The following is a 24,526-nucleotide window of genomic DNA, read 5'->3' as shown; positions in this document are numbered from 1 at the left end:
CCTTTAATCGTGAATAATGTGAACATTGATTATAAAGTTATTCGTAGTGACAAACGTAAAACCATAGCACTACAAATAAAAAATAATGAAGTTATTGTGAGAGCACCAAAAGGTGTCTCTCCTGATTTTATTCAAACACTTATAACCAATAAAACCTCTTGGATCCTCAACAAACTTGCCGCGCATAGGCAACATTGTCCCCCAGAATTACCCACTTACCTTCCTAACAGCACCCTGCTTATTTACGGGGTTGAAAAAAAACTGTGTGTTCAATATCAAAGAAGCAAAGCCTCTAATTCAATCAACATAACTGAAAAGGAAGTTAACTTAACACTTCCTTTACTGGTAGAAAGAAAACAGGAAGACCTTAGTTATTTATCAAAACAAATTAAGAAAAAATTAGCCTGTTGGATGAAAAGCCAAGCTGAAAATTATTTAGCTTACCGGTTAGCTGAACTATCTAAGCAACTTAATATTACTCCGGCTTCGTATCAAGTAAAACGTTATAAGGCACGCTGGGGAAGCTGTAATAACAAACATGAATTAAGTTTTAACTACTTACTAATAATGGCACCTGCTTGGGTGTTTGATTATGTAATTGTTCATGAGCTTTGCCACATTAAACATTTAAATCACTCCGCTCAATTTTGGGGGTTAGTTGAAAAACACATGCCTAACTATAAAAAAGCCAGTCAATGGTTAAAGCAAAACCAAGCTAAAATGCACTGGTAAACCTTCTCCTGATACAAACAATTATTTTAAAAAATATATTAAACTTTTTGTATAAAAAACCATCTAAACATAAAACATTCTGGCATAAATATCGCTTACGCTTTAATTATTATAGAGAATGTTTTCGTTAGGCGTGTTTTAGGGTGAGTTTAATATGAAAATCAATACACATAGTTATAAAATTACAGGTATTTATATTGTATCAACCATACTTTCAATAATGACAATTTGTTTAATTATTGTTTAGGGTGCTAATACAAAATATCTTAGTATATTAAATGGTTTAGCTTTAATACTATTAAATAGTAAAAAAGGTTAATTAAGCCATAGTATGCTTTTTACGCTCAATTTCCCCTTACTTATGCAAATACCCTATATTTTATTCAAAAATCATCTCTTTTATTCAATTATTGATTCACCTTTATTCAAAACTACCCTTGACAGAATCCGCTAATTCAGGCATTTTACGCACTATGAATACATTAATCAGCAACGCTATTATTATTACGACTAACACTACTACCATTATTTGGACGGTAGTCGCTGGCTAATGTAAAAACGAAAGATTTTATCAAAGCCCGTGACCTAACACTCACGGGCTTTTTTGTATTAAGAGGAATGTAAAATGCGTGTATTAAAGTTTGGTGGTTCATCATTAGCAAATGCTGGTAGGTTTTTGCAAGTTGCTTCAATCATCAAAGATCAAAGTTCAACAACACCAGTAGCTGTAGTAGTTTCTGCGCCTCAAGGCGTAACGAATCATTTAGTCGCTATGGCTGAAAATATTAATGATGAAGCCAAACTAGCCTCTGATTTAACTTCTTTTAAACACGCTATTGATACCATTATTGAAGACTTAAATACGCAATTACCTACTTTTAACCGTGAACATTCAGAACAAACATTAGCAAAGTGGGAACATAGCTTAGGCCAATACCTTAAAGGTGCTAACATGCTTTCATTCTGCCCTGAGCATATCAGAGCAAGAATCATCAGCATGGGTGAAAGATTAAGTGTTGCTTTACTTGAGTCAGTACTTGTTGCTCAAAATGAAAAAGTATCAATTTTAGCGCCTGAAGAATTTTTATATACCAACAATGTTTCACTTAATGCTGTTGCCGAATTAGAAAAATGTAAAGCCGCTTTCCAAGCGACTTACCCTAACTTACATAACATTGCGATTATGCCTGGTTTTATTGGTGTAAATAGCGAAAAACAAGTAACAACATTAGGTCGTAATGGTTCAGATTACTCTGCTGCCGTTTTAGCAGTATGTGCACAAGCAGAATGTTGTGAAATATGGACAGATGTTGATGGTGTATACAACGCAGATCCTCGTGTAATAAAAGAAGCAACCTTGCTTGATTACCTATCGTACCAAGAAGCAATGGAGCTTTCGTATTTCGGTGCAAGTGTTTTACACCCTAAAACAATTGGTCCAATCGCTCAGTACCATATTCCTTGTTTAATCAAAAACACGGGAAATCCATCAGCACCAGGTACTTTAATCGCTAACGAAAACGACCAACAGAAAAAAGTTAAAGCTATTTCAAACCTAGACAACTTAACTATGGTTAACGTTTCTGGCCCAGGTATGAAAGGTATGGTAGGCATGGCCAGCCGCGTATTTGCAACTATGAGCCGTGAAAACATCTCATTAATTCTTATTAGTCAGTCGTCAAGCGAATACTGCATTAGCTTTTGTATTCATTCACATGATGCAGAAGCAGCAAAAACAAGTTTACAAAACGAATTCGAATTAGAATTACTTAATGGTTTATTAGAGCCGTTAACACTTACGAGCAACTTATCAATTGTTTCTCTAGTAGGCGATGGCATGCACCACCAACGCGGTGTAGCTGCTAAATTCTTTAGTTCATTAGCACAAGCGCAAGTTAATGTAGTAGCTATTGCACAAGACTCTTCAGAAAGAAGTATTTCAGTAGTCATTGAAGAACGTAAATGTACCGCTGCAATGAAAGTAAGTCATCAAAACTTCTTCTCTCACAAACCAACCATCGACGTTTTCATGGTAGGTTGTGGTGTTGTTGGTAGCGAACTGATTAATCAAATAGCACGTCAACAAGCTAAATTAACAAAGCAAAACATTGTTATTAAAGTTTACGGCTTAGCAAATAGCAAAGGCATGGTATTTAACCAAGAAGGTATCGACCTAGAAAACTGGAAAGATGCGCTAGGTAAAGATGCCGTTCCTGTAACCGCTGAAAACCTAAAAGCTTTCGTACGCGAAAACAATTTAATCAACCCAGTATTAGTAGATTCTACTTCTAATGAAGCATTAGCGATGAGCTATGTAGACTTTTTAGAAGAAGGCTTTCACGTAGTTACACCAAACAAAAAAGCCAATACCGATTCTTGGGAATACTACCAAGCACTTCGTACAGCCGCTCAAAAATCTAACCGTAGATTTTTATACGAAACAACTGTTGGTGCTGGCTTACCGGTAATTGACACCTTCCAAAACTTACTTAAAGCAGGTGACGAACTACAACGCTTTGAAGGTATATTATCAGGCTCGTTATCTTACATGTTTGGTAAATTAGAAGAAGGTATGCCTCTTTCAGAAGCAACAGCTATTGCCAAAGAGAATGGTTTTACTGAACCTGATCCACGTGATGACTTAAGCGGTATGGACGTAGCACGTAAACTACTGATTATGGCACGTGAAGCAGGTATGCAATTAGAAATTTCAGACATCAACATTGAACCTGTATTACCAAGTGATTTTGACGATAGTGGTGACGTTGCAACATTTATGAGCAACTTAAAGTCTATCGATGCTAAGTTTAATGAACGTGTTCAAGCAGCGAAAGCTGAAGGCAAAGTACTACGTTATATTGGTAATATCATAAACGGTAAATGCCAAGTATCTATAGAAGCTGTGGGCCAAGACCACCCTCTTTACAGTATAAAAGATGGTGAAAACGCTTTAGCCATTCACAGTAGTTACTATCAACCACTACCATTTGTATTACGTGGCTATGGCGCAGGTGCTGCCGTTACTGCTGCGGGTGTATTTGGTGACATATTAAGAACATTAGCATGGGAGCAACAACACTAATGTCTGTTTCTGTTTTCGCGCCAGCATCTATTGGTAATTTAAGTGTTGGCTTTGACATCTTAGGTTTAGCAGTAAGACCTATTGATGGCACATTATTAGGTGATGTTGTTTCCGTTGAAGCAGCAGAAGAAGATAGCTTAGTAGTTATTGGCGAATTTGCTAATAAGCTACCCGGCGCACCTACCGACAATATTGTATGGCACAGCCTTTTACTTTTTAACAAAGAAATGGAAAAAGCCGGCCATAAAGTTGAACCGGTAAAAATGGTGCTTGATAAAAAAATGCCAGTAGGTAGTGGGCTAGGTTCAAGTGCTTGTTCAGTAGTAGCAGCATTAGAAGGCTTAAATGCTTATTACCAAAAAGCTCATAACTTAAACCAAGCTTACTTTAGCAAAAAAAGTATGCTTTTCATGATGGGCCAAATGGAAGCTCAAATAAGTGGTAGTTTACATTATGACAATGTAGCACCATGTTATTTAGGTAACTTACAATTAATGGTGCCAGACGAGCAAATTATTTGTAAAACCTTACCGGGTTTTGAAGCTTGTTATTATGTAATGGCTTATCCAGGTATTGAAGTATCAACTAAAGCTGCTAGAGAAGTTTTACCTACTAGCTACAGCAGAAAAGATGCCATAACCTTTGCACAAAATTTAGCAACATTTGTTGATGCTTGCCATAGAGGCGACAAACACGAAGCATTTGCTGTAGTAAAAGATGTAATAGCAGAACCATACAGAGAACACTTACTCCCTAAGTTTAGCGATGCTAAAAAACACTTAATGTCGCAAGGTGCCTTAGCTGCGGGTATTTCAGGTTCAGGCCCTACACTTTTCAGTGTTTTTGAATCTCAAGAGCTAGCGCAAAAAATGGCTGACTGGCTTAAAGTTAACTACCTACAAACAGACTTAGGTTTTGTTCATGTTTGTAAAGTAGATGATATAGGCGCATGCGTTTTATAAGTTGCTCTTGATTACAGAAGTGAATAGTACAACAACTTATTATATACTAACGGCCCTTCGCGGCGGGTTAGCAACAAAAATTAGTAGGAAATAGAAATAGTGAAATTTTATAATCTTAAAGAAAACGATGAAGTGATCAGTTTTTCTGGCGCAGTAAAACAAGGTTTAGGTAAAAATCAGGGATTATTTTTCCCTCAAGAAATCCCTCAGTTAGACAACATTGAAGAATTACTTGCTATGCCATTAGTAGAACGTAGCGTTCAAGTTTTATTCCCTTTTGTTAGCGAAGATCTTACAAAAAAAGAGCTTACAGACATAATAACTTCTGCTTTTAACTTCCCTGCTCAAATTCAACCTATTAGTGAAGACCGTGCAATTTTAGAATTGTTTCATGGTCCTACATTAGCGTTTAAAGACTTTGGCGCACGTTTTATGGCTAAATGTTTACAAGCATTTAGCAAAGACAAAAAAATCACTATTTTAACGGCTACATCAGGTGATACTGGTGCTGCAGTAGCTCATGCTTTTCATGGTATCGACAACATTCGTGTTGTAATTATGTATCCAAAAGGCAAAATCAGCTTACTACAAGAAAAGATGTTTACTACCTTAGGCGACAACATTGAAACCATTGCTATCGATGGCGATTTTGATGACTGTCAGGCGTTAGTGAAAAAAGCATTTGATGATGAAGAGCTTAAAAACACTATCGGCTTAAACTCAGCTAACTCAATTAACATTAGTCGTTTATTAGCGCAAATTTGTTACTACTTTGAAGCAGTTGCTCAGTTAACTCGCCAAAAAGGTACTAAGAAATTAGACAACATCGTATTTTCAATTCCAAGTGGTAACTTTGGCAACCTTACAGCGGGCTTATTTGCTAAAGCATTAGGTTTACCGATTAAGCGCTTTATTGCCGCAACAAATGAAAACGATACAGTTCCTCGTTACTTAGAAACTGGCGAATGGTCACCTCATGACACTGTTGCTACTATTTCTAATGCTATGGACGTTAGTAACCCTAACAACTGGCCACGTGTAGAGCATATGCTTAAAACAGGTATAGTGCCTAAAGACAGCGTAAGTTCGGTGTCTATTGATGAAGAACAAACGCAAATTACCATGATCCAATTAGCTAAATTAGGTTACATCAGCGAACCTCATGCAGCCGTTGCTTATAAAGCATTACAATATGGCGCTCAAGATAATGAGTTTGGTGTGTTTTTAGGTACAGCTCACCCTGCTAAGTTTAAAGACGTAGTAGAGAGCACATTAGGCCAACCAATTGGTTTACCTAAAGAACTAGCTGATTGCGCAAGTGAGACTATTCTTTCAGTTGATATGGCTGCTGACTTCAGCGAATTACGTCAATACTTATTAGCTAAAGCTTAAGCCTTAAATTATTGATTTAAGCATGCATTAGATAAAAATATACGATTAAGGCAGCCTATTGGTTGCCTTTTTTATATCAGCCAAATGTTTGAAAGGTTACAAGCACATGAAAATACTCCCACAATGGCAAAGTATTATTAGCCAAGAACAAAGCAAACCCTATTTCAAAGAACTTACGCAAACCATCACAAACCAACGTGAAAACGGCGAAATAATTTACCCTAAAGTTGATGACGTATTTAACGCTTTTACCTTCACTGACTTATCTGACGTAAAAGTCGTAATACTAGGGCAAGATCCTTATCACGGCTGTAATGAACTAGGCGAACCTCAAGCCCATGGTTTAGCTTTTTCAGTCGCTAAAGGTTTTAAGGTTCCTCCTTCATTAGTCAATATGTATAAAGAGCTAGTAACCGATATAGAAGGCTTTACTACACCTAACCATGGCAACTTAACAGCTTGGGCTGAACAAGGCGTATTATTGTTAAATACCGTACTCACCGTTAAAAAAGCGAATGCTAACTCACATGCTAAGTTAGGCTGGGAAACGTTTACCGATAATATTATTCAAGAAATAAATACACAAAACCAAGGTTGCGTATTTATATTGTGGGGCAGCCATGCTCAGAAAAAAGGTAAAAATATAGATAAGAATAAACACTTAGTATTAGTTGGACCTCACCCTTCCCCACTTTCAGCTTATCGAGGTTTTTTTGGTTGCCAGCATTTTTCAAAAGCAAATACATGGTTAACCAAAAACAACCATACACCTATTGATTGGAAAATTACTTAACGCCTGCTTAGCTAATTTAGTATGATGCTAATCTATGTAAACATTTAAATAACTAAAACTGAGTCAGTCAAATCTACAAGTAGATCTGAGCAGTAAAAAGAGAATAGTGTGGAATTTATTGTTGTTATTGCCGTATTAATATTAGCTTGGCTAATTTGGCAACTGTTTAAAGCAAAGCAATTTACTCGCTTTAAAGTACTTATAGAAAAAGAGTTAAAACCTAAAGTTATTGAAAAAATCATTCAAGATCTTAATGAAAATAGATGTGAATTATTTCCCAATAATGAGATTCACGAACAAGCGACACTTTACTATTGGACACAGTACAAAAGCCGTATTTTAAAGGCCGCGTTAATTCACGAAATCATCGATGAAGAATGGTTAATAAGCACAGGTAACTTGCGCAACAGCCAACACCTTTTTCATGTAGAGCAAGAGTATTTATAGTTTTCTATACCCGTTACCAATAAAGCCTTTTGGTTTCGTTAAACATTTTAGTTATTTCGTAAGTACGTTCAATATTGAGCATGGCAAGTATTTTATCTTGCGCCTGTTTATAGGCGCATTCAAATGTTTTGTTAGCTAGGGTTATTTCTGTTTTTTTCTGACCTTTTGAAGTGCTTAACTGAACTTCAAGGCATTCATACGCAGGCCTATCACTTCGATGTCTAATTTTACGCTGTAAACCTTTAACAGAGCCATCGTCATTAAAAATTTGATTGATTGGAAGTTCTAAGCGTAGTGCTCTATATTTACGCTTTTGCATGCACTCTTGCCAAAACTTATCAGCAGCCGCTTTATCATTTAAGCTAAAGTACTTTTGTACACCTAGTATTTTATCTTGAACTCTAAAGCGTTTAGGATCCGCTTTAGAGGGATGGAGCATAATATTCATAAGGGAGCTCAGTTAAAGTTTTTGTTCATAGGAAAACAGTAAACTCATCCCTTAGTATTTATTAACTGCTTCCACCTACTGTATTCATTATTCTATCCTTTACCTTGTAAAATAAAGTTCTAACCGTGAACCACTCTTATACCCAGTTGATTAACTTAATAAAGAGCTTTTATCATTCTATTCTAATTAACCCTAACTCAGGTTAATTATATTTTATACTAATTTACACGCTGAAATTGAATATCCCAAACGCCATGCCCTAAACGCTGACCACGGTTCTCAAATTTAGTTAACGGGCGAGAATCAGGACGAGGCACATAATCGTTCGTTTCAGATAAGTTTTTATAACCCGGCGCTGTACTCATATCTTCTAACATACATTCAGCGTAATTTTCCCAATCGGTTGCCATATGAAATACGCCACCCACTTTGAGTTTTTGACGAATAGTTTCAACAAACTCAGGTTGTACAATTCTACGTTTATGATGCTTCTTTTTATGCCAAGGATCAGGGAAAAATAACTGCACCGTAGTTAAGCTACCGTCAGGAATACAGTCAGCTAAAATTTCAATCGCATCATGCTCATAAACTTTAAGGTTATTAACGCCCTCTTCCTGCGCTAATGAAATACATGCACCAACACCAGGTCTATGTACTTCAATACCAATGTAATTTAATTCAGGCGCGTTCTTAGCCATTTCAACTAACGACTTGCCCATACCAAAACCTATTTCTAAAACAACAGGGTTAGTATTACCAAATAACGCCTCAGGATTAATTAAACCTTGGTTATGACTAAGCCCCATAACATCCCAAAATTGCTCAAGAGCTTTCGCTTGGCCGTTAGTTAATCGACCTTCTCGCTTAACAAAGCTACGTACTTTTCTTATGTACTTGCCTTCTTGCTGTGCTTGCTCAATGGTTTTATGGTTTTTTTGTTCAGTCATAACGTTTCTTAATTTATTAAAGGATTAATGAGTATGTTAAAAATATATTATAAATCTTTATTTGGTAACTATACAGCCCACCAAACATCATATAACTCGCTAACTGAAACTGCTGTAGCGCCATTATCAGTTAACCACTTTTCAACACTTTTACGGTGTTCTTCAGTACATTTACCTAGTTTTTGTGTACAAACTAAACCATGCCATAAGGTATCGCCTTCGCCGCCAAAACCTAAACCTTGTGGTTCAATAATTTCTGCAAAAAAGTTATTCATAAATGTATCAACTTGCTCGTCAGTACTTTTTTCATCTAATTTAAAGCCAATATCAAAACCTAACTCTTGATACTCTTCAACACGTAATTTTTTACGTAAACGACGGTTTCTATTTTTTGCATTAACTTTCATCATAATTCCTTAGTTATTCTAGGGGCTGTTGATCTTTGTGTTATTTTTGAGCAATAGGCTATTTTACTCTTTAACAAAGCAGAATGCGTGCAGTTTAGTTGTTCTCGGCTTGGGTTCAAACGTCGCACTACCTTCCACATCCATGTGGTCGTAAATAAACGCATTCTAATGAAGTTAAAGGTTAAAATAGCCATTGCCCTTCGGGCTGAGGCTAAAATTGTCTTATACAGCGTTAAAAATAATTCATTTAGACGACTGAATTTCATTATTTTTGCCTTGTCTAAGAGAATTTTTTCTCTCAGCTCAAATGATAAACAAAGGTCAACAGCCCCTAAATATTTCGTATTTTACTGCATTATTTACAGTACATGGGCGAGAGGATAATGGTTAACCAAATTATTGCAAGATTATTTAACGTTTACGCGACACAATAACAAATTGAGCCACCCATCATTATTAGCTACACTTACGCCCCTATGACAAATACTATAAAAATATCTCCTTCTTCCGCTAAAAAATTTGGCGCACAAGTTGTTGAGTGGTATCACAAACAAGGTAGAAAACACTTACCTTGGCAACAAAACAAAACCCCTTATCGCGTATGGATTTCTGAAGTTATGTTGCAACAAACACAAGTTGCCACTGTAATTCCTTACTATCACCGCTTTATGGAAAGCTTTCCTACTATTACCCACTTAGCAAACGCTGATGAAGACAAAGTACTTCACCATTGGACAGGTTTAGGCTATTACGCTCGCGCAAGAAATTTACACAAAGCAGCTAAAATAATGGCTGAGCAATACCAAGGTGAATTTCCAGAAACAATAGAAGAAGTAATAGCATTACCCGGTATTGGCCGCTCAACCGCAGGCGCTATATTAAGCTTAGCCTTAAATAAGCATCATCCAATACTCGACGGCAACGTAAAGCGTGTTTTAGCGCGATGCTACACTGTAGACGGGCATAACGGCCAAGCAAAGTACGAAAAAGCATTATGGCCTATTGCAGAAGTACTCACCCCAAAAGAGTCGGTTGCACAATTTAACCAAGCCATGATGGATTTAGGCTCACTTATTTGTACGCGCAGCAAACCTAAATGTAACGAATGCCCTCTTCAGTCTGGCTGTTTAGCACATTCGTTAAACGAACAAGCTAACTACCCACAAAAAAAACCTAAAAAAGTAACGCCAGAAAAAAGTACCATTATGGTAATTCCACGCGTTAACAATAAAGTACTTATGGAAAAGCGCCCGCCTACAGGTATATGGGGCGGATTATGGTGTTTTGTTGAAGTTGAGGCGTTAGAAAACATTACCCCCCTGCTTTCTAAGTTAAACTTACAGGCCACAAGCCAACAAACACTACCTGAATTTAGGCATACCTTTAGCCACTTTCATTTAGATATAACCGCAGTAATAGTTGATTGTGAAAGAATAAGCGCCATAACAGAATATGAAATAAACGAAATAGATCAGCAACAATGGTATGATCTAACCAAACAATCGTCAGTAGGATTAGCCGCTTCCACTAAAAAGCTAATAACCCAACTAACACTTGAATCGTATTAATAAAATTTATTAACCAAGAGAACATCATTATGAGCCGCACCGTTTTATGTCAACACTTAAACAAAGAAGCCGAAGGATTAGGTTATCAACTTTACCCAGGTGAGGTAGGTAAAAGAATCTTCGACAACATTAGTAAAGAAGCATGGACTCTTTGGCAGAAAAAACAAATCATGCTAATTAATGAGAAAAAAATGAACATGATGGAAGCAAACGACCGTGCTTTTTTAGAAAAAGCCATGATTGAATTTCTTTTTGAAGGAAAAGAACCAGAAATTGAAGGTTACGTTCCTGTAAAAAAATAAACAGTAAAATATAGAACCAACAAGCTGCTGTGTAAATTTCACCTAAAGATAGACGTTTAAGACAGCAAGAAGTAGAAAAAACAATCAAACAACACTTTTTTATAAAAAAAGTGTTGACTGATAAAAAGAAAAACAGTCTAATAGCGCCCGTCTTCAAGGCAAAGCCAAAAAGACGAAAGAAATAGAAAAAGCCCCGATAGCTCAGTTGGTAGAGCAGAGGATTGAAAATCCTCGTGTCCCTGGTTCAAATCCGGGTCGGGGCACCATTTTACAGAGTAGATGTTTAATTAGCTTTTATTAGCAATAAACCTTTATTCGGTGCCAAGATAGATTAGTTAACTATTAATTTATCGCACACAGCTTTGTGTGCCGACTTAGCTCAGTTGGTAGAGCAACTGACTTGTAATCAGTAGGTCGCCAGTTCGACTCCGGCAGTCGGCACCATTCATAACGAAGCCTCAACAGAAATGTTGAGGCTTTTTTATTTGTATTAAAAAACTGACCTATTGATGAATTATTATCAAACAAGTTTGATGTATTAATCGTTAGGTAATTTTATATTAAAGTTGGTTTGGTAAATTACTGGCTGGTTATTCTGCTCTAATTTAAATTACTAGCTATTGTTCTTTGTTGTATTAGTTGACCTAAAAAAGCAATTGAAACACCTTATCAAATGGTCAAAAACTAAAGACTTCTTGGTGCGCATAGCGGAAATTATTTTTAGAAAAATTTAATGTCCTCTTAGGGCGAAAATAGATAATAAAAGCTTAGCTATATAGGCAATTAATATCACAGAATATGATATATGTATAAAAGGAATGGAGATTCTGCTAGATTTAAAATATAAATTTTAAGCGACAGGTTTTATTGATATATGGTCAAGAAAAACACAGGGAAAGACTTTGAGTTATTAGTAGCTCAACTGCATAAATCATATCTAAAAGACCTCCCATCAGCGACACTTAAACAAGATGTATTTATTGATGGTCCCGACGGTAAACGTCAGATTGATGTACTTATTGAGTACCAGTTTGGATTATATGCAGCTAGGCATGTAATTGAATGTAAAGACTATAAAAGGACGGTAGGAGTAGCAAAGGTAGATGAATTTCATTCAAAAATGATTGATATTAGAGCCAATTCTGGTGTTATTGTTTCAAGTAAAGGCTTCTCAAAAAGTGCCATAAACAAAGCTCGTCGCCTAAACATTTCATTGTGTACAGCTCACCAAGCGGGTTCAGAAAAATGGAAAATCGAAGTACCTATACCAGTAATGCTAGTAACGCACGTTGTAAATGGACTTGAATGCAGTATGAGGATTGCGGGAAGTGGTGAAGATACAAATGAATATATAGGATTCAAGACTTCACAAATTGCGACCATAAATGGCATTGGCATACACGAATGGCTTCCAAAATTATGGAATACACAGACTATTAAACCAGATGATTTAAATGATTTTTGTTTAACATCGAGAGAAGAAACTTCCACACTTAAAGAAAATACAACTGCAACATATAAGCATGATTTTAACGAAAATCCCGCATTAATATCTGACGATAAAGGTGTAATACATGAATTGGATGTTTTTGAGATACGACTAAAAATTAAGAGAGTATACTTATCTGGTTATTTGAATGATATTCATGAAGCTAAATTACTTATAGATAAATGTAATAATAAAGGCACTATTTTTTTAGGAAATGATTCGTTTATTAATTCTATTGGAAACTTGAAAAGATATAATAATGCTAAAGACATTCCTGATGCTAATTATATTTGTTCTTTCGCTATCAGTCCATTACCACCAATAAATCCCATAGAAGATTGAGCTTTCCTAAAAGCAACGTTAAATTTAAGTGTCCACTGTTGGCTCAAAGCGACCAAAAAAAAGCTCCGTTAATTTTCTGTTGCTGATGCCCGCTTTGTGGCATAAGTGAACAAAGCTTAAAATCCATATTAATTACAGGTAGCTATTTCACCCACTCCACACGTTACTAACAAAAATAAGACTTCACTAATAAAATATAACGTTTTCCTCATAAATGTGATATTTTTCATCGCATAGCTAACGCTAGAATATAACAATATTCTTCACTATTTTATGAACCATTCAAATGAGCCAAACTATGATAAGAATAATCAGTAGACCTTTACTCTATTTAACCCTTTGTTTACAGCTAGGCTGTAACTCTCCAACTGACAGTGAAGACGTACATTCAACTAATTCATCAGAAAAACCAAGTAAAACTGACAGTTCAAAAGTTCATAAACATGGCGATGGATACAAAAAACATCTAGATAAAATTGTTGGCCTTTCGCCACAAGCATCTCATGAAAAAATAGTTGTGCAAGACGGTTTTATAACTGAACTTGTTGCTCATGAACCAACCATTGAAGAACCCGTATTAATGACCTTTGATGGTAAAGGCCGAATGTATGTCGCTGAAATGCTGACTTATATGCAAGATGCAGACGGTACAGGGCAAATGAACCCTGTAAGTCGTATTAAGCGACTTGAAGATACTAATAACGATGGTGTGGTTGATAGTTATACGGTATTTGCTGAAAACTTACTTTTACCTCGTATGATATTGCCACTTGAAGATGGAAAAATATTAGCCCGAGAAACCAATACCTTTGATTTATTATTAATTGAAGATCTCGATGGTGATGGTATATCTGATAAACGCACCACCATTTTTAAAGGTGGTCCTCGCGGCGGTAATTTAGAACACCAACCAAGCGGTTTAATTTGGGGAATTGATAACTGGTTATATGTTACTTACAGCAATCAACGCTACCGAATAAAAAATGGCAAAGTAACACGCCAAGAAATACTCTTCGGCGGAGGACAATGGGGTCTTGGGCAAGATGAAACCGGACGTTTTTATTATTCTTCCGCTGGTGGAGAAAACCCTGTATTTGGTTTTCAGTTTCCGAGTGTTTACGGGATAATTCCTATTAATGGTGAAACAACTGAGGGTTTTAACGAAGTATTTCCGATTGAAACAACGCCTGATGTACAAGGTGGTCCAAAACGTTTAAGAGAAGATGACACCTTAAATCATATTACTGGCATTGCCGGCCAAAATATTTACTTAGGTGATAAACTGCCTGAGTTATATGGAAACTATATTGCACCTGAACCTGTAGGCAACTTAATTCGCCGCGCTGAAGTAGTACGTAAAGATGGTTATACCACTATTAGCCATCCTTATCAGGCAGAACGTAAAGAATTTATTGCATCAACTGACACTGCATTTCGCCCAGTTTGGAGTGAAACAGGCCCAGACGGCACACTTTATATTGTTGATATGTACCGCGGAATTATTCAAGAAGGAAATTGGACTAAAAAAGGTTCCTTTCTAAGAAAGGTAATCGATAAATTTGGCTTAGCAGATATCGTTGGTGGTGGCCGAATTTACCGTATAACTAAGCCTGAAATCAAGTTAGGCGCAAAGCCGAACATGTACGCTGAAACACCTATTGAATTAACCAAACACCTAGCGCATGCCAATCATTGGTGGCGTATTAATGCGCAAAAACTCATTGTGCTTTCACAAGATAAATCAGTTGTACCAGAACTTAAAAATATAGTTAAAAACCATAAAAATAGCCATGCACGTTTACATGCGCTTTGGACATTAGAAGGGCTAGGTATAATCGATAAAGATTTATTGGTGTCATCTTTTTCAGACACTGATAGTAATGTTCGTACCGCAGCTTTAAGAATATCGGAACAGTTGGTCAGTAAATCAGATAAAAGCATTATTGATGTTTGGCAATCACTGCTTTCAAAAGCCGATATTGAACTAACACAGCAAATATTTTTATCTACCTTCTATGTTGATACGCCAACTACACAGCAAAGCAAAATCCGTAAACAAATTATGGCTAAATATCCTAAGCATAAAAGCATAGCAGCGATTAATCAGGCGATTACATATCAGATAATGGAAAAAGAAAAGTCGGCTGCTTTAGCTAAAGGCAACAAAGAATTGGCAATGTCGTTAAAACGTGGCGCGCAAAACTACAATTCATTATGTGCAAGTTGTCATGGCAAAGACGGTAAAGGCACACCTGCAGGTGAACAGTTAATTGCACCATCATTTCATAACAATGCTCGTGTTAATGGTAATTTAGCGAGTCTTGGCAGTATTGTTTTACATGGCTTAACGGGGCCTATTGAAGAAAAGAATTATGTTGGTGGCATAATGGCTTCAATCGCATCAAATGACGACCAATGGATAGCTGATGTATTAACGTATGTTAGAAATAATTTTAATAACAAAGCTTCCATGGTTACCGCTAATCACGTTAAAACACTTAAAGCCTTAAACAAGAGAAATACTCCGTGGACAATAAGTGAATTAAACCAAACCTACGGGAATGAATTAACTAATAAAACTCAATGGAAATTTAGCGCTAGCCATAATCCTAAAAATTTCGACGCTTTAATTGATGGCAAAGCAGATTGGGCTAAATGGGGAAGCGAAAGTTTACAAGAAATAGGTATGTGGTTGCAGGTAGAGCTGCCCAATGTTTATCAGATTTCACAAGTTTTGATGGAGTGTAATAAGTGGAAACATCACTGTGCCAACGCTTTCGATTTAACATTCTCTATAGACGGAAAAAACTGGAAAACCGTTGATTCAAATATTGAAAAGAGTACAACTAGAGTAAGTGAAACGCTAGGACAACAAGCTAAGTTTATTAAATTTACGCTTAAAAATGGTAGTTCTAAAGTGGCTTGGGCTGTTACTGAATTGAATATATTTGGTAGTCCAATAGAGTAACTTTATATACCCGTTACTAATCAAGAGGCTATTTCAGGGCAGGACGTCACAACCCCTCATGAAGTGCTTTAGAGAAACATATTATAATTAATGAGTTAGGTAAAATAAGGTGAGTTTCCTAACTCGATACATTTATCTTATTGCTCGGTAGGATGGGTTAGAGTTGATGTTGAACTTTTGATTTTAGATAAGATAAACAGTAGATAATCTTTTCAATAAATCATAGGGCTATTGTTGTATTCCAATAGATCATTCATATAGTTAACCCGCATAATCAGTGGCTTTACTTATAGCACGTAGCAGCCTTGTAATCAGTAGGTCGCCAGCGGTTTAACCACTGGCAGTCGACATCATTCATTCCGAAGCCTCAACAGAAATATTGAGGCTTTTTTATATCTACATTTGTTACACTCAGTTGAATATCCGTAAATAATAAAACAACTTACTACTATAAATAGCCTCATTACACTTTTGAACATTTCAAAAACATTTTTCAAACAACTTCAACGCATACCAAAATATATACTTTTACCATTAACATAAGTTTGAAGGTAAATATAATGCATAAATTTTTAGGTATGATGATTATAACTTGCGGGCTTTTTGCCTGCGGTAGCTCTGATTCAGAGAAAGAGAATCAAACGCCAATAAATGACTCAACTCAATTCACACAACTACGCGATACCATAAAAAGTGACCTTGCTAATAATAATGCAGCTGCTGTGTCGGTAGCTATATATCAAAACGGTGAAATCGTTTTTGCTGAAGCTTTTGGAGAGAAAATAAAAGGTAACGGAGAGCCCCCTACTCCAAATACCCTTTTTCAGATGGGCTCTACCACTAAAATGTTTACGGGTTTAGCTACATTACAATTTATACAACAAGGTATGTTAAGCACACAAGACAAGCTCGTAAATACATTGCCTGAAATTCAATATCCCGCTGCTCAAACACTTAGCTGGCAAGATGTAAATATTCAGCACCTATTAACGCATCAAGGTGGATTTCTTGATAATTATATTGGCAGTGAGCCTAATAGTTCTCTCGTTGAATATATGACCTCTACTTATCCTTTACAAAACTTGCAAATGAATCCACCGGGACTTTTCCATAATTACAGCAACCCTAACTGGTCGTATTTAGGTGCGATAATTGAACACCTCAGCCATAAATCTTTTACCGAACATATGCAGCAAAGTGTATTTGAACCTTTAGGAATGCAACGTACATCGATAAATCGCAATAGAGTTATTTCTGATGGTGATTATGCGCTAGGCTTTCAAACAGACGGTGTAAACGAAATATTTATAAATAATATTAATCAAATACCTGCAACCCCTGTCGCCTCACCTGCTGGTTCTGAAACGTGGTCAACGCCTACAGAAGTATTAAAAATGGCTGATTTTTTACTTAACGGAAATTCGAATATTTTATCAGAGCAGTTGCGAACTGAAATTACCGCACCTCAAGTAAATACTGAATTTGCTGGATTGCCTATGCATTATGGGTATGGCGTTTTTGTTGATGATGGTTTTATGCATAATGACCAATGGTACCCTGAAAAAGTTTGGCAACATGGTGGAAATACAACAGCTTATACGAGTTTGTTTTGGATATTACCGGAGAAAAATATTGCTGTATCTATAATGAGCAGTGGTGCTTACAATAATTTTGAAGCTAGCATGATAACAGCGTTAAACGCTGTTATAGAGTTACCTATTGCTCAAGCTATACCTGTTACTGAATCAAACCCTGATCTATACGAAAAACATGCAGGAACATATAATTTTAATATTGGCCAGTTTACGCTTATTGTGAATCAAGAAAATGATCAACTCAATATCACCATTCCAGAGCTTGACGCATCCAATGCTCCCTATGAAAAAACACTTACAGCTATTGGTGACAAAACATTTATTGCTGTGATAGAAAATGAAGAGCTTATTATAACCTTCTTACCTGAAAACGCTGATGGAGAATCTGTGTACATGAGACATAGAAATTTAGTTGGGATCAAAGATGGATATTAATTTACACCTAAAATACGGTCAAGTAAGACAGTTCACCCTATTAATTCTTTGATATACTTTTACCGTCTCCAACAAAAATATAAGCAAGGCAAACCATGCAACAACACTTACAAACATTGATCAACTTATTGCAAAAGAACGACCTTAAAGCCTTGCTTCAACATTACGTAGATTCGAGTGAAACCGAGAACACCGCTCAGTTAGCTTTTATGTTTCAACAAGGGGAAATAAAGCACGCTAATTTTGATTATTATCAGCAATTGGCGACAGGCTTTATTGAAACCAAAGGTTTATCGAATTCGCTTATTACCAAAATAAAAACAAGCAGCACGTTAAACTTTTTCACGCCAGCGTTACAAATAGGCGATAACTTTAAAAAAACAGATCAGCAACAGCGTAATGTTCTGCATTACTTATTTACTAACAATAAAGTGCTCTCTACTCGCAGTCAGCCGCCCTTTAATTATTTACGCTCTATGATGTTGTTTGGTAGTAATAACGCTTTACGTGATGGGTTGTGCCAACGTGATGAGCAAAACCTAACTCCTATTGAAGCTTATTTATTTACCAATAAAAATTTAACACCGTTAGCCACTCACGAACTTACCGCTTTATTGGCCTTAATAGAAATTGAAGGTAAGCAACAAGCCGTAGATCAAACCAACTACTCTCTTTTCATACCGGCTATAGGTGATATTTTTCAAGAGCAGGCGTTAGTCGTTACTCATGAATTACAACGTATTGTTTTAATTGCCACTTATTATGCTGTATCTACTTCGCAGATTTTCAATGATATTAACTCAATAAAAAAATAGCCTGAAATTGATTATCGATTCAGTATTATCTACATCAAATTTATTTAGTTTTATTTAAAAATCAATCGCTACGATAAAAGCAGGTTATTAATATTTAGTCTATTCTTATATAAATATCTAAATCAAAAGTATCTGCATTTGTTAATTAAAAATAATTCAAAATTAAACAAGCGCATGCAGCAAGATGCTGCCGTATTATTGTATGGCAATGCTGTTGCGGGTATTTTTGTAAGCTTATTAACCTCTACATTTCTTGTTTTTGCGTTTACTTACCCTCAGGTTGATCCCCTTAAAAAAGTCTGGTGGTGGGGAATGCTCACATTGCTTACTTTAAGGTTTTTAGATGTTTTATGGTGGAAAATAAAATTAGAAAACACTGAGTTTGATGGCCAGAAATCAATTACTCACTTTACAATTGGCGCTAATATTACGGCAATTATGTGGGCAATTTATTTAGTTTATTGCACAACACAACATAATGATGTTCAGCTAACAACAACCATTATTGCAATTGCCGCTATGGCTGGAGGTTCTGCTACTGTTCTTGCTGGCCATAAATTTACCGCTATGTTTTATCCTTGCGTGCTGCTTGCTCCAGGTTCAATAGGTTTACTGTTATCAAAAGAATCATCACTTCAGTTATTAGGTATTTTGGGCTTATCTTTCGCTTTAGTGATGTTTATTATTTCAAGAAAATCTGCCAACTTTACTCGCCATACCTTATTTTTAAAAAATGAGAACTCGGTACTCATTCATCGTATGGAAGAAAAAGTAAAACACCGTACACAAAAAATTTATGAGCTTTCAAACCTTGATCCTCTTACCCACTTATTCAATAGAACGGCTTTTTTAGAGAAGTTAAAATTTATTACAGAGCACTCTAAAACGCCTTTTGCATTATTGTTTATTGATTTAGACGGCTTTAAAAAAATAAATGATTCTATTGGACATAAAGCTGGCGATGTTATTTTAAGAAAAACAGCAGAGCGTCTTAACCAATTTACGCAAGATAATCAGCTTTTATGCCGCTGGGGTGGCGATGAATTTTTAATTGTATTTGAAGATACTGTTGAAGCTACCGCAATTGAGAAATCTAAACAGTTAATCACTCTTCTTTCAGAGCCCCATAATACTGAAAATAGCGTTTTGTCTGTAGGTGCGACTATAGGCATTGCACTTTACCCAACTCATGCCACCACAGAAGAACGCTTGATCCAATTAGCTGATATGGCTATGTATTATCAAAAAAAGCACATGCGATCGACTGTAGGGATATTTACTGAGCAAATGGAGAAAAAGTTTAGTTATGAGCTATTTTTGAAAAATGCATTAACCCAAGCAATTGCACTCAATCAACTCAGGTTAGTATTTCAACCTATCGTATTATCTAAAAACCTTAAAATATCAGCCTTTGAAGCACTTATTCGCTGGCAACTTAATGATGAAGATATCCCGCCCGATGAATTTATTCCTATTGCTGAACAATATGGTTTAATTATTGAAATAGGCGAATGGATTCTAAGAAAGTCCTGCGAACAAGCCAGTAAATGGAATGCCGAGCAACAAGTTGCCGTGTGTGTAAATGTTTCAGTGCTTCAACTACAAGATGAACGCTTTATCTGTATTGTAGAAAGTGCACTATCTAACAGCTTACTACCTGCCAAATTGCTACATATAGAAATTACCGAATCAGTTTTCGCTTCCGACTTAGCCCTTATATCGAATCAAATTAAATGCCTTCAAGCGATAGGAGTTGAAGTTTCTATTGATGATTTTGGTACGGGATATTCCTCACTATCAGCCATACAAGACTTAGCCGTAAACATAGTAAAAATAGATCGATCCTTTGTGAACAAAATAGACAGTAATGGTAAAGCAATTATATCTGCCGTTATGCATATATCCTCAGAACTAAACTTCTTAGTTGTTGCAGAAGGCATAGAAACTCACGAGCAAGCTCAAGCTTTATTACAATTAGGTGTTCATTACTTTCAAGGGTTTTATTACTCTAAACCGATAGAAATTGAGAATATACAAGATTATTTAAAGAAAAATTTAGAAAACTAAACAATTTTCGTATTCTTATTTTCAGCCGTGCACGTTAGCTAATTATCCTTATACAACTTAAGCCATGTTCACTCCTTCCTTAACGTTTTTCAATAAAAACATCCCTTCTACTCGTAACCACAATGGCTTGATTAAAAATCTACATTGAAAACACGAATGATAACAGTTATCATTTGCGAAAATATTTTATGTTGTAGTATTATTAGGAAATTCTTGATGTTTAAAAGAAATAAATTAGCTGTTTGTTTATCCCTCCCCTCTTTGATTGTTTCAGGTCACTTAGCTGCTCAACAATCCACGGATGACATTGAAAAAATAGAAGTTACAGGACGTGCACAACAGTTCTATTTAGAAACGGAAAGCAAGATCGGCACTAAAACTAACATGTCATTACTCGAATTACCTCAATCAGCACAGGTATTAACCGAACAACTTATTATTGATCAAGCAGCAAGAAACATAACCGACCTTTATCGCTCTATTGCAGGGGTAAGTGAATTTAGTTATTCAGGCGTTACTTTCCGTGGTTTTCGCGACGATGCCAATGTATTTTACGATGGTGTTCGAGGTGACCCTTATTCAGGTTTTGGTGTTCCTCAATTATTCAATGTAACTCGAGTTGAAGTACTTAAAGGGCCAGCATCAGCTTTATACGGTGGCGGTGAACCTGGAGGTATGATCAACTACGTAACTAAAAGCCCAAGCTTTAATGAAAAACGTGAACTTAAGTTAACATTGGGTGATTACGCTACCCGTGGTGCCTCGTTAGATATGACAGGTGCTCTTACTGAAGACACCGCTTACCGATTAGGAGGGTTTTACGAGCAAGAAGACAGCTTTAGAAATAACGCCGACGCAAAAAATACAGAAATTGTTGGTGGCCTAACCTTTAATTTAGGTGACGCAACAACATTAACAACCACTGTTGATTGGATTAAACAAGACTTAGGTGGCAATCGTTTACGTGGCGTTCCTGTAGATGACAACGGCAACTTCCTTGTGCCTCCTTCTTATAATGCCAATGAAAAAGGCGATTATCAAAATATGGAAGCTTTAGTGCTTCAAGCTAAGTTAAACCATTATTTTACTGACGATTTTTATGTCGATTCAACCTTGCGCTATTTAGATAACGAGCGAAGTCAAGGTTATCATGAGTCACGTAGTTGGGTTGATGTAAACGGTGATGGCGTTGCCAATATAGACGATCAAACTATTCGCCGCGAATACCGTAAACAATATCGCGCGAATAAAGAACTTAGTTTAACAACTGATTTCGGCTATTTACTTAACAATGGCAATATAGAACATCAATTATTGTTTGGAACAGATATACACACCGTTGATACAGAATATGATTATGCCTTAGCTAAATACGAAGCGGCAGGCATAAAGAATTTGAATATATTCACTCTGAATTATGGACTAACTGATCCGTCTACTTATGACTTAGTTGATCAAGAACGTGATGGTGTCGACTCAGACCGTTTTGGGATTTATCTACAAGATGTAATAAAGTTCAATGAAAAATGGACACTAATCGCAGGCCTAAGATACGATCACTTTAAAGAATACAATCAAGAAACGGGTTATAGCTACTCTGATCATGATGTTACGCCCAGAGCTGCTTTAACTTATCAACCTAAAGACGATTTATCTGTTTATATTAACTATTCAGAAAGCTTTAATCCTACTTCTGCTAATGATCAAGAAGATGTCATTAGCGATGGAAGCTTACAACCAGAAAAAGGTAAACAAACTGAAATAGGTATGAAGAACTTTTGGCTTGATGGCAAAATAATGAATACCTTTGCTATATATCGTATAAACAAAGAAAATGTAGTAATGGCAAACCCTAACGACACAGGTACTGGAGATGGTATTCCTGCGCTACTCAATATAGGCGAAGTAGAAAGTAACGGTTTTGAAACAACCATGGTAGGAGATATTACCGATAATTGGACCATTACCGCCAATTACGCTTATAACGATACACGCGTAATTCAGGGTGTTACTGGAGTCAATATAACAAATACTTTTGGTGAAGGTACCAAATTTGCTAATGCTCCACGTCATCAAGTAGGGCTTTGGAATAGATTTGAACTTGAATCGATTGATTCATCTATCGCTTTTGGTTTGAACTATGTCAGTGAACAACTCAGTTTGGCTGGTCAAAAAGTTAAACCATTTACCGTGTTTGATATGAGCTGGACAAGTCGATGGGATGAATTGCTATTAAGCATTAACGTAGATAACCTTTTCGACAAAGAATATGCGGTAAGTGGTTTTAGCGAACGCAATGGCCACTTCCCTGGTAGCCCTAGAAAAGTTATTGCTCAATTAACCTATCAGTTCTAATGCTTTTGGGATGGCTCAACAATTAATTTGATACCATCCCGTTTTACTTTAAAAGTCGCTATTCACAGAAAGTAGTACACATCGTTTTATGAAACAAAAAGATTGGTTTTCGCTGCATCACTGGGCAGGCTTTCATTTAAGCTTGCTGCTTTCCTTTATTTTATTAACAGGTACTTTTGCGACTATTTCTACTGATATGGATTGGTTAGCAAACCCATCAATTCGTGCAGAGAAGCATTTAACCCAAAAACAAAATTTAGATTGGCCAGCCTTACTAAATTCTGTCAATAAAAGTGTGCCTAAAGCACAAATATTAAGCATTCATCGCCCTCCTATGCCGTGGCATAACATCGAAGTTATTGCCCGCGATAGCCAAGGTGATCGATTTAGAATTTATCTCGACGCCTATACCCATAAAATAACAGGGCAAGGTAGATGGTTAAATTGGCAACGCCTATTCCGACAAGTACATCGCCACTTAATGTTAGAAACTCAACTCGGTATAACCATAGTAGGCCTTTTTGGCTTAGTTATGTTTTTTATATTTATTACCTCTCTTTATACTTATCGACATTGGTGGCGCTATTTTTTTTCGTTTAAGAGAATAAAGTGGCCATCAAACTCATCACAAATCAAAGTTAAAAGTAAAGCAGCGGGGAAAAAACGTAAGTTTTGGTCTGAACTACATAAAATTGTTGGTTTATGGAGTATGTGGTTCCTTCTTGTTATTAGTATTACAGGTGTATGGTATTTAATTGAACGCTGGGGTGGTGCAGCTCGTTATGATGAAATTGTAAAAACGACAGTTGCTCATCAGTCTGAACGCCATGCTCAGCCTTCACCGCTAGCACTATCCAATACCATTCAATATATGCGTAACAATTATCCTAAGTACGTTATTAACCAAATACGGTTTATAACTAAAAAAAATATCATCGAAATAGCAGGACAAGAACATGCAATACTAGTGAGAGACAGAGCTAATAATAAAATATTTGATGCTTTTAGCGGAGCTTATCTAGGAGGAATCAAGGGAGAAGATCTAAATTGGCACTTTCGGATATCTGAAGCTGCCGATCCATTGCATTTTGGCACTTTTTCTAGTTGGGTATATCGTTACGTATGGTTTGGATTTGGTCTCGCATTATCCTTGCTTAGCTTAACAGGTGTTTATATGTATTTACTAAGATTAAGACAAACTAGCGCTTTGATAACACTTGATAATATAAGTGGCTTACGTATTTTATGGACTAAATCTCATTGGGTAAAATGGCCTAGCATGGCCTTAATACTAGCCTGTAGCTATCTAATAATTTGTGACTTTCTTATACCAATAATTAATTGAGCAATTCTACTGATTTACACCTTTGTACCCGTTGT

18 protein-coding genes and 2 tRNA genes are annotated in these 24,526 nt (G+C 36.3%); 17 read left to right on the top strand and 3 right to left on the bottom strand.

Translation table 11 applies throughout. The features are described from left to right. Positions 1–18: 18 nt before the first annotated feature. The 6 genes from AC0L5Q_RS17010 to AC0L5Q_RS16985 all read left to right on the top strand — a co-directional run bounded on the left by AC0L5Q_RS17010 (position 19) and on the right by AC0L5Q_RS16985 (position 7,408). Complete coding sequence (locus tag AC0L5Q_RS17010; protein ID WP_473611895.1) at positions 19–732, top strand: M48 family metallopeptidase; 714 nt, start codon at positions 19–21, stop codon at positions 730–732. A gap of 625 nt (positions 733–1,357) precedes the next feature. Continuing rightward, complete coding sequence (gene thrA, locus AC0L5Q_RS17005) at positions 1,358–3,814, top strand: bifunctional aspartate kinase/homoserine dehydrogenase I (RefSeq protein WP_473611891.1); 2,457 nt, start codon at positions 1,358–1,360, stop codon at positions 3,812–3,814. Next, positions 3,814–4,776 carry a homoserine kinase gene (thrB, locus tag AC0L5Q_RS17000; RefSeq protein WP_473611887.1) on the top strand — a complete coding sequence of 321 codons (963 nt, stop codon included), beginning with the start codon at positions 3,814–3,816 and terminating at the stop codon, positions 4,774–4,776. Before thrA ends, thrB begins: the two co-directional genes overlap by 1 nt. A 99-nt stretch (positions 4,777–4,875) precedes the next feature. Then, the gene (gene thrC / locus AC0L5Q_RS16995) at positions 4,876–6,168 is read left to right on the top strand and encodes a threonine synthase (protein WP_473611883.1); all 1,293 of its coding nucleotides are present in this window, start codon (positions 4,876–4,878) and stop codon (positions 6,166–6,168) included. A gap of 106 nt (positions 6,169–6,274) precedes the next feature. Next, positions 6,275–6,961, top strand: coding sequence for a uracil-DNA glycosylase (gene ung / locus AC0L5Q_RS16990; RefSeq protein WP_473611880.1), 687 nt, complete (start codon positions 6,275–6,277; stop codon positions 6,959–6,961). Between the two features lie 108 nt (positions 6,962–7,069). Beyond that, positions 7,070–7,408, top strand: coding sequence for a hypothetical protein (locus AC0L5Q_RS16985; RefSeq protein WP_077343268.1), 339 nt, complete (start codon positions 7,070–7,072; stop codon positions 7,406–7,408). A 13-nt stretch (positions 7,409–7,421) separates the two neighbouring features. On the opposite strand, the gene AC0L5Q_RS16980 is transcribed toward AC0L5Q_RS16985, so the two are convergent. From AC0L5Q_RS16980 to AC0L5Q_RS16970, 3 genes are all read right to left on the bottom strand, one after another. After that, the gene (locus AC0L5Q_RS16980; protein WP_077343270.1) at positions 7,422–7,856 is read right to left on the bottom strand and encodes a hypothetical protein; all 435 of its coding nucleotides are present in this window, start codon (positions 7,854–7,856) and stop codon (positions 7,422–7,424) included. A gap of 218 nt (positions 7,857–8,074) precedes the next feature. After that, on the bottom strand, positions 8,075–8,803 hold the full coding sequence (gene trmB / locus AC0L5Q_RS16975; RefSeq protein WP_473611870.1) for a tRNA (guanosine(46)-N7)-methyltransferase TrmB: 729 nt from the start codon (positions 8,801–8,803) through the stop codon (positions 8,075–8,077). 68 nt (positions 8,804–8,871) lie between these two features. Further along, positions 8,872–9,213 carry a 50S ribosome-binding protein YggL gene (locus tag AC0L5Q_RS16970; protein ID WP_473611866.1) on the bottom strand — a complete coding sequence of 114 codons (342 nt, stop codon included), beginning with the start codon at positions 9,211–9,213 and terminating at the stop codon, positions 8,872–8,874. A gap of 473 nt (positions 9,214–9,686) precedes the next feature. Here AC0L5Q_RS16970 and mutY point away from each other — a divergent pair, with 473 nt between their 5' ends. From mutY to AC0L5Q_RS16915, 11 genes are all read left to right on the top strand, one after another. After that, complete coding sequence (mutY, locus tag AC0L5Q_RS16965) at positions 9,687–10,778, top strand: A/G-specific adenine glycosylase (protein WP_473611862.1); 1,092 nt, start codon at positions 9,687–9,689, stop codon at positions 10,776–10,778. A 29-nt stretch (positions 10,779–10,807) separates the two neighbouring features. Continuing rightward, the gene (locus tag AC0L5Q_RS16960) at positions 10,808–11,080 is read left to right on the top strand and encodes an oxidative damage protection protein (RefSeq protein WP_076419522.1); all 273 of its coding nucleotides are present in this window, start codon (positions 10,808–10,810) and stop codon (positions 11,078–11,080) included. Positions 11,081–11,270: 190 nt separating this feature from the next. Further along, positions 11,271–11,346: transfer RNA gene (locus tag AC0L5Q_RS16955), tRNA-Phe, on the top strand. 102 nt (positions 11,347–11,448) lie between these two features. After that, positions 11,449–11,524 (top strand) — tRNA-Thr (locus AC0L5Q_RS16950). 430 nt (positions 11,525–11,954) lie between these two features. Further along, positions 11,955–12,911 (top strand): restriction endonuclease, encoded by a 957-nt coding sequence (locus tag AC0L5Q_RS16945; protein WP_473611852.1) that lies wholly within the window; start codon positions 11,955–11,957, stop codon positions 12,909–12,911. A 298-nt stretch (positions 12,912–13,209) separates the two neighbouring features. Beyond that, on the top strand, positions 13,210–15,879 hold the full coding sequence (locus AC0L5Q_RS16940; protein WP_473611845.1) for a DUF7133 domain-containing protein: 2,670 nt from the start codon (positions 13,210–13,212) through the stop codon (positions 15,877–15,879). 560 nt (positions 15,880–16,439) lie between these two features. Continuing rightward, positions 16,440–17,909, top strand: a complete 1,470-nt coding sequence (locus AC0L5Q_RS16935) for a serine hydrolase domain-containing protein (protein WP_473611839.1) — start codon at positions 16,440–16,442, stop codon at positions 17,907–17,909. A 95-nt stretch (positions 17,910–18,004) separates the two neighbouring features. After that, complete coding sequence (locus AC0L5Q_RS16930) at positions 18,005–18,724, top strand: hypothetical protein (RefSeq protein WP_473611835.1); 720 nt, start codon at positions 18,005–18,007, stop codon at positions 18,722–18,724. 138 nt (positions 18,725–18,862) lie between these two features. Further along, positions 18,863–20,791, top strand: a complete 1,929-nt coding sequence (locus AC0L5Q_RS16925; protein ID WP_473611831.1) for a putative bifunctional diguanylate cyclase/phosphodiesterase — start codon at positions 18,863–18,865, stop codon at positions 20,789–20,791. 216 nt (positions 20,792–21,007) lie between these two features. Then, on the top strand, positions 21,008–23,146 hold the full coding sequence (locus AC0L5Q_RS16920) for a TonB-dependent siderophore receptor (RefSeq protein WP_473611827.1): 2,139 nt from the start codon (positions 21,008–21,010) through the stop codon (positions 23,144–23,146). 88 nt (positions 23,147–23,234) lie between these two features. After that, positions 23,235–24,491, top strand: coding sequence for a PepSY-associated TM helix domain-containing protein (locus tag AC0L5Q_RS16915; RefSeq protein WP_473611823.1), 1,257 nt, complete (start codon positions 23,235–23,237; stop codon positions 24,489–24,491). Positions 24,492–24,526: the final 35 nt, after the last annotated feature.

It is taken from the genome of Pseudocolwellia sp. G5-9 (assembly GCF_055808995.1).
The sequence above is the reverse complement of the archived record's forward strand: the minus strand, read 5'-3'. Positions and strand labels throughout refer to the sequence as shown.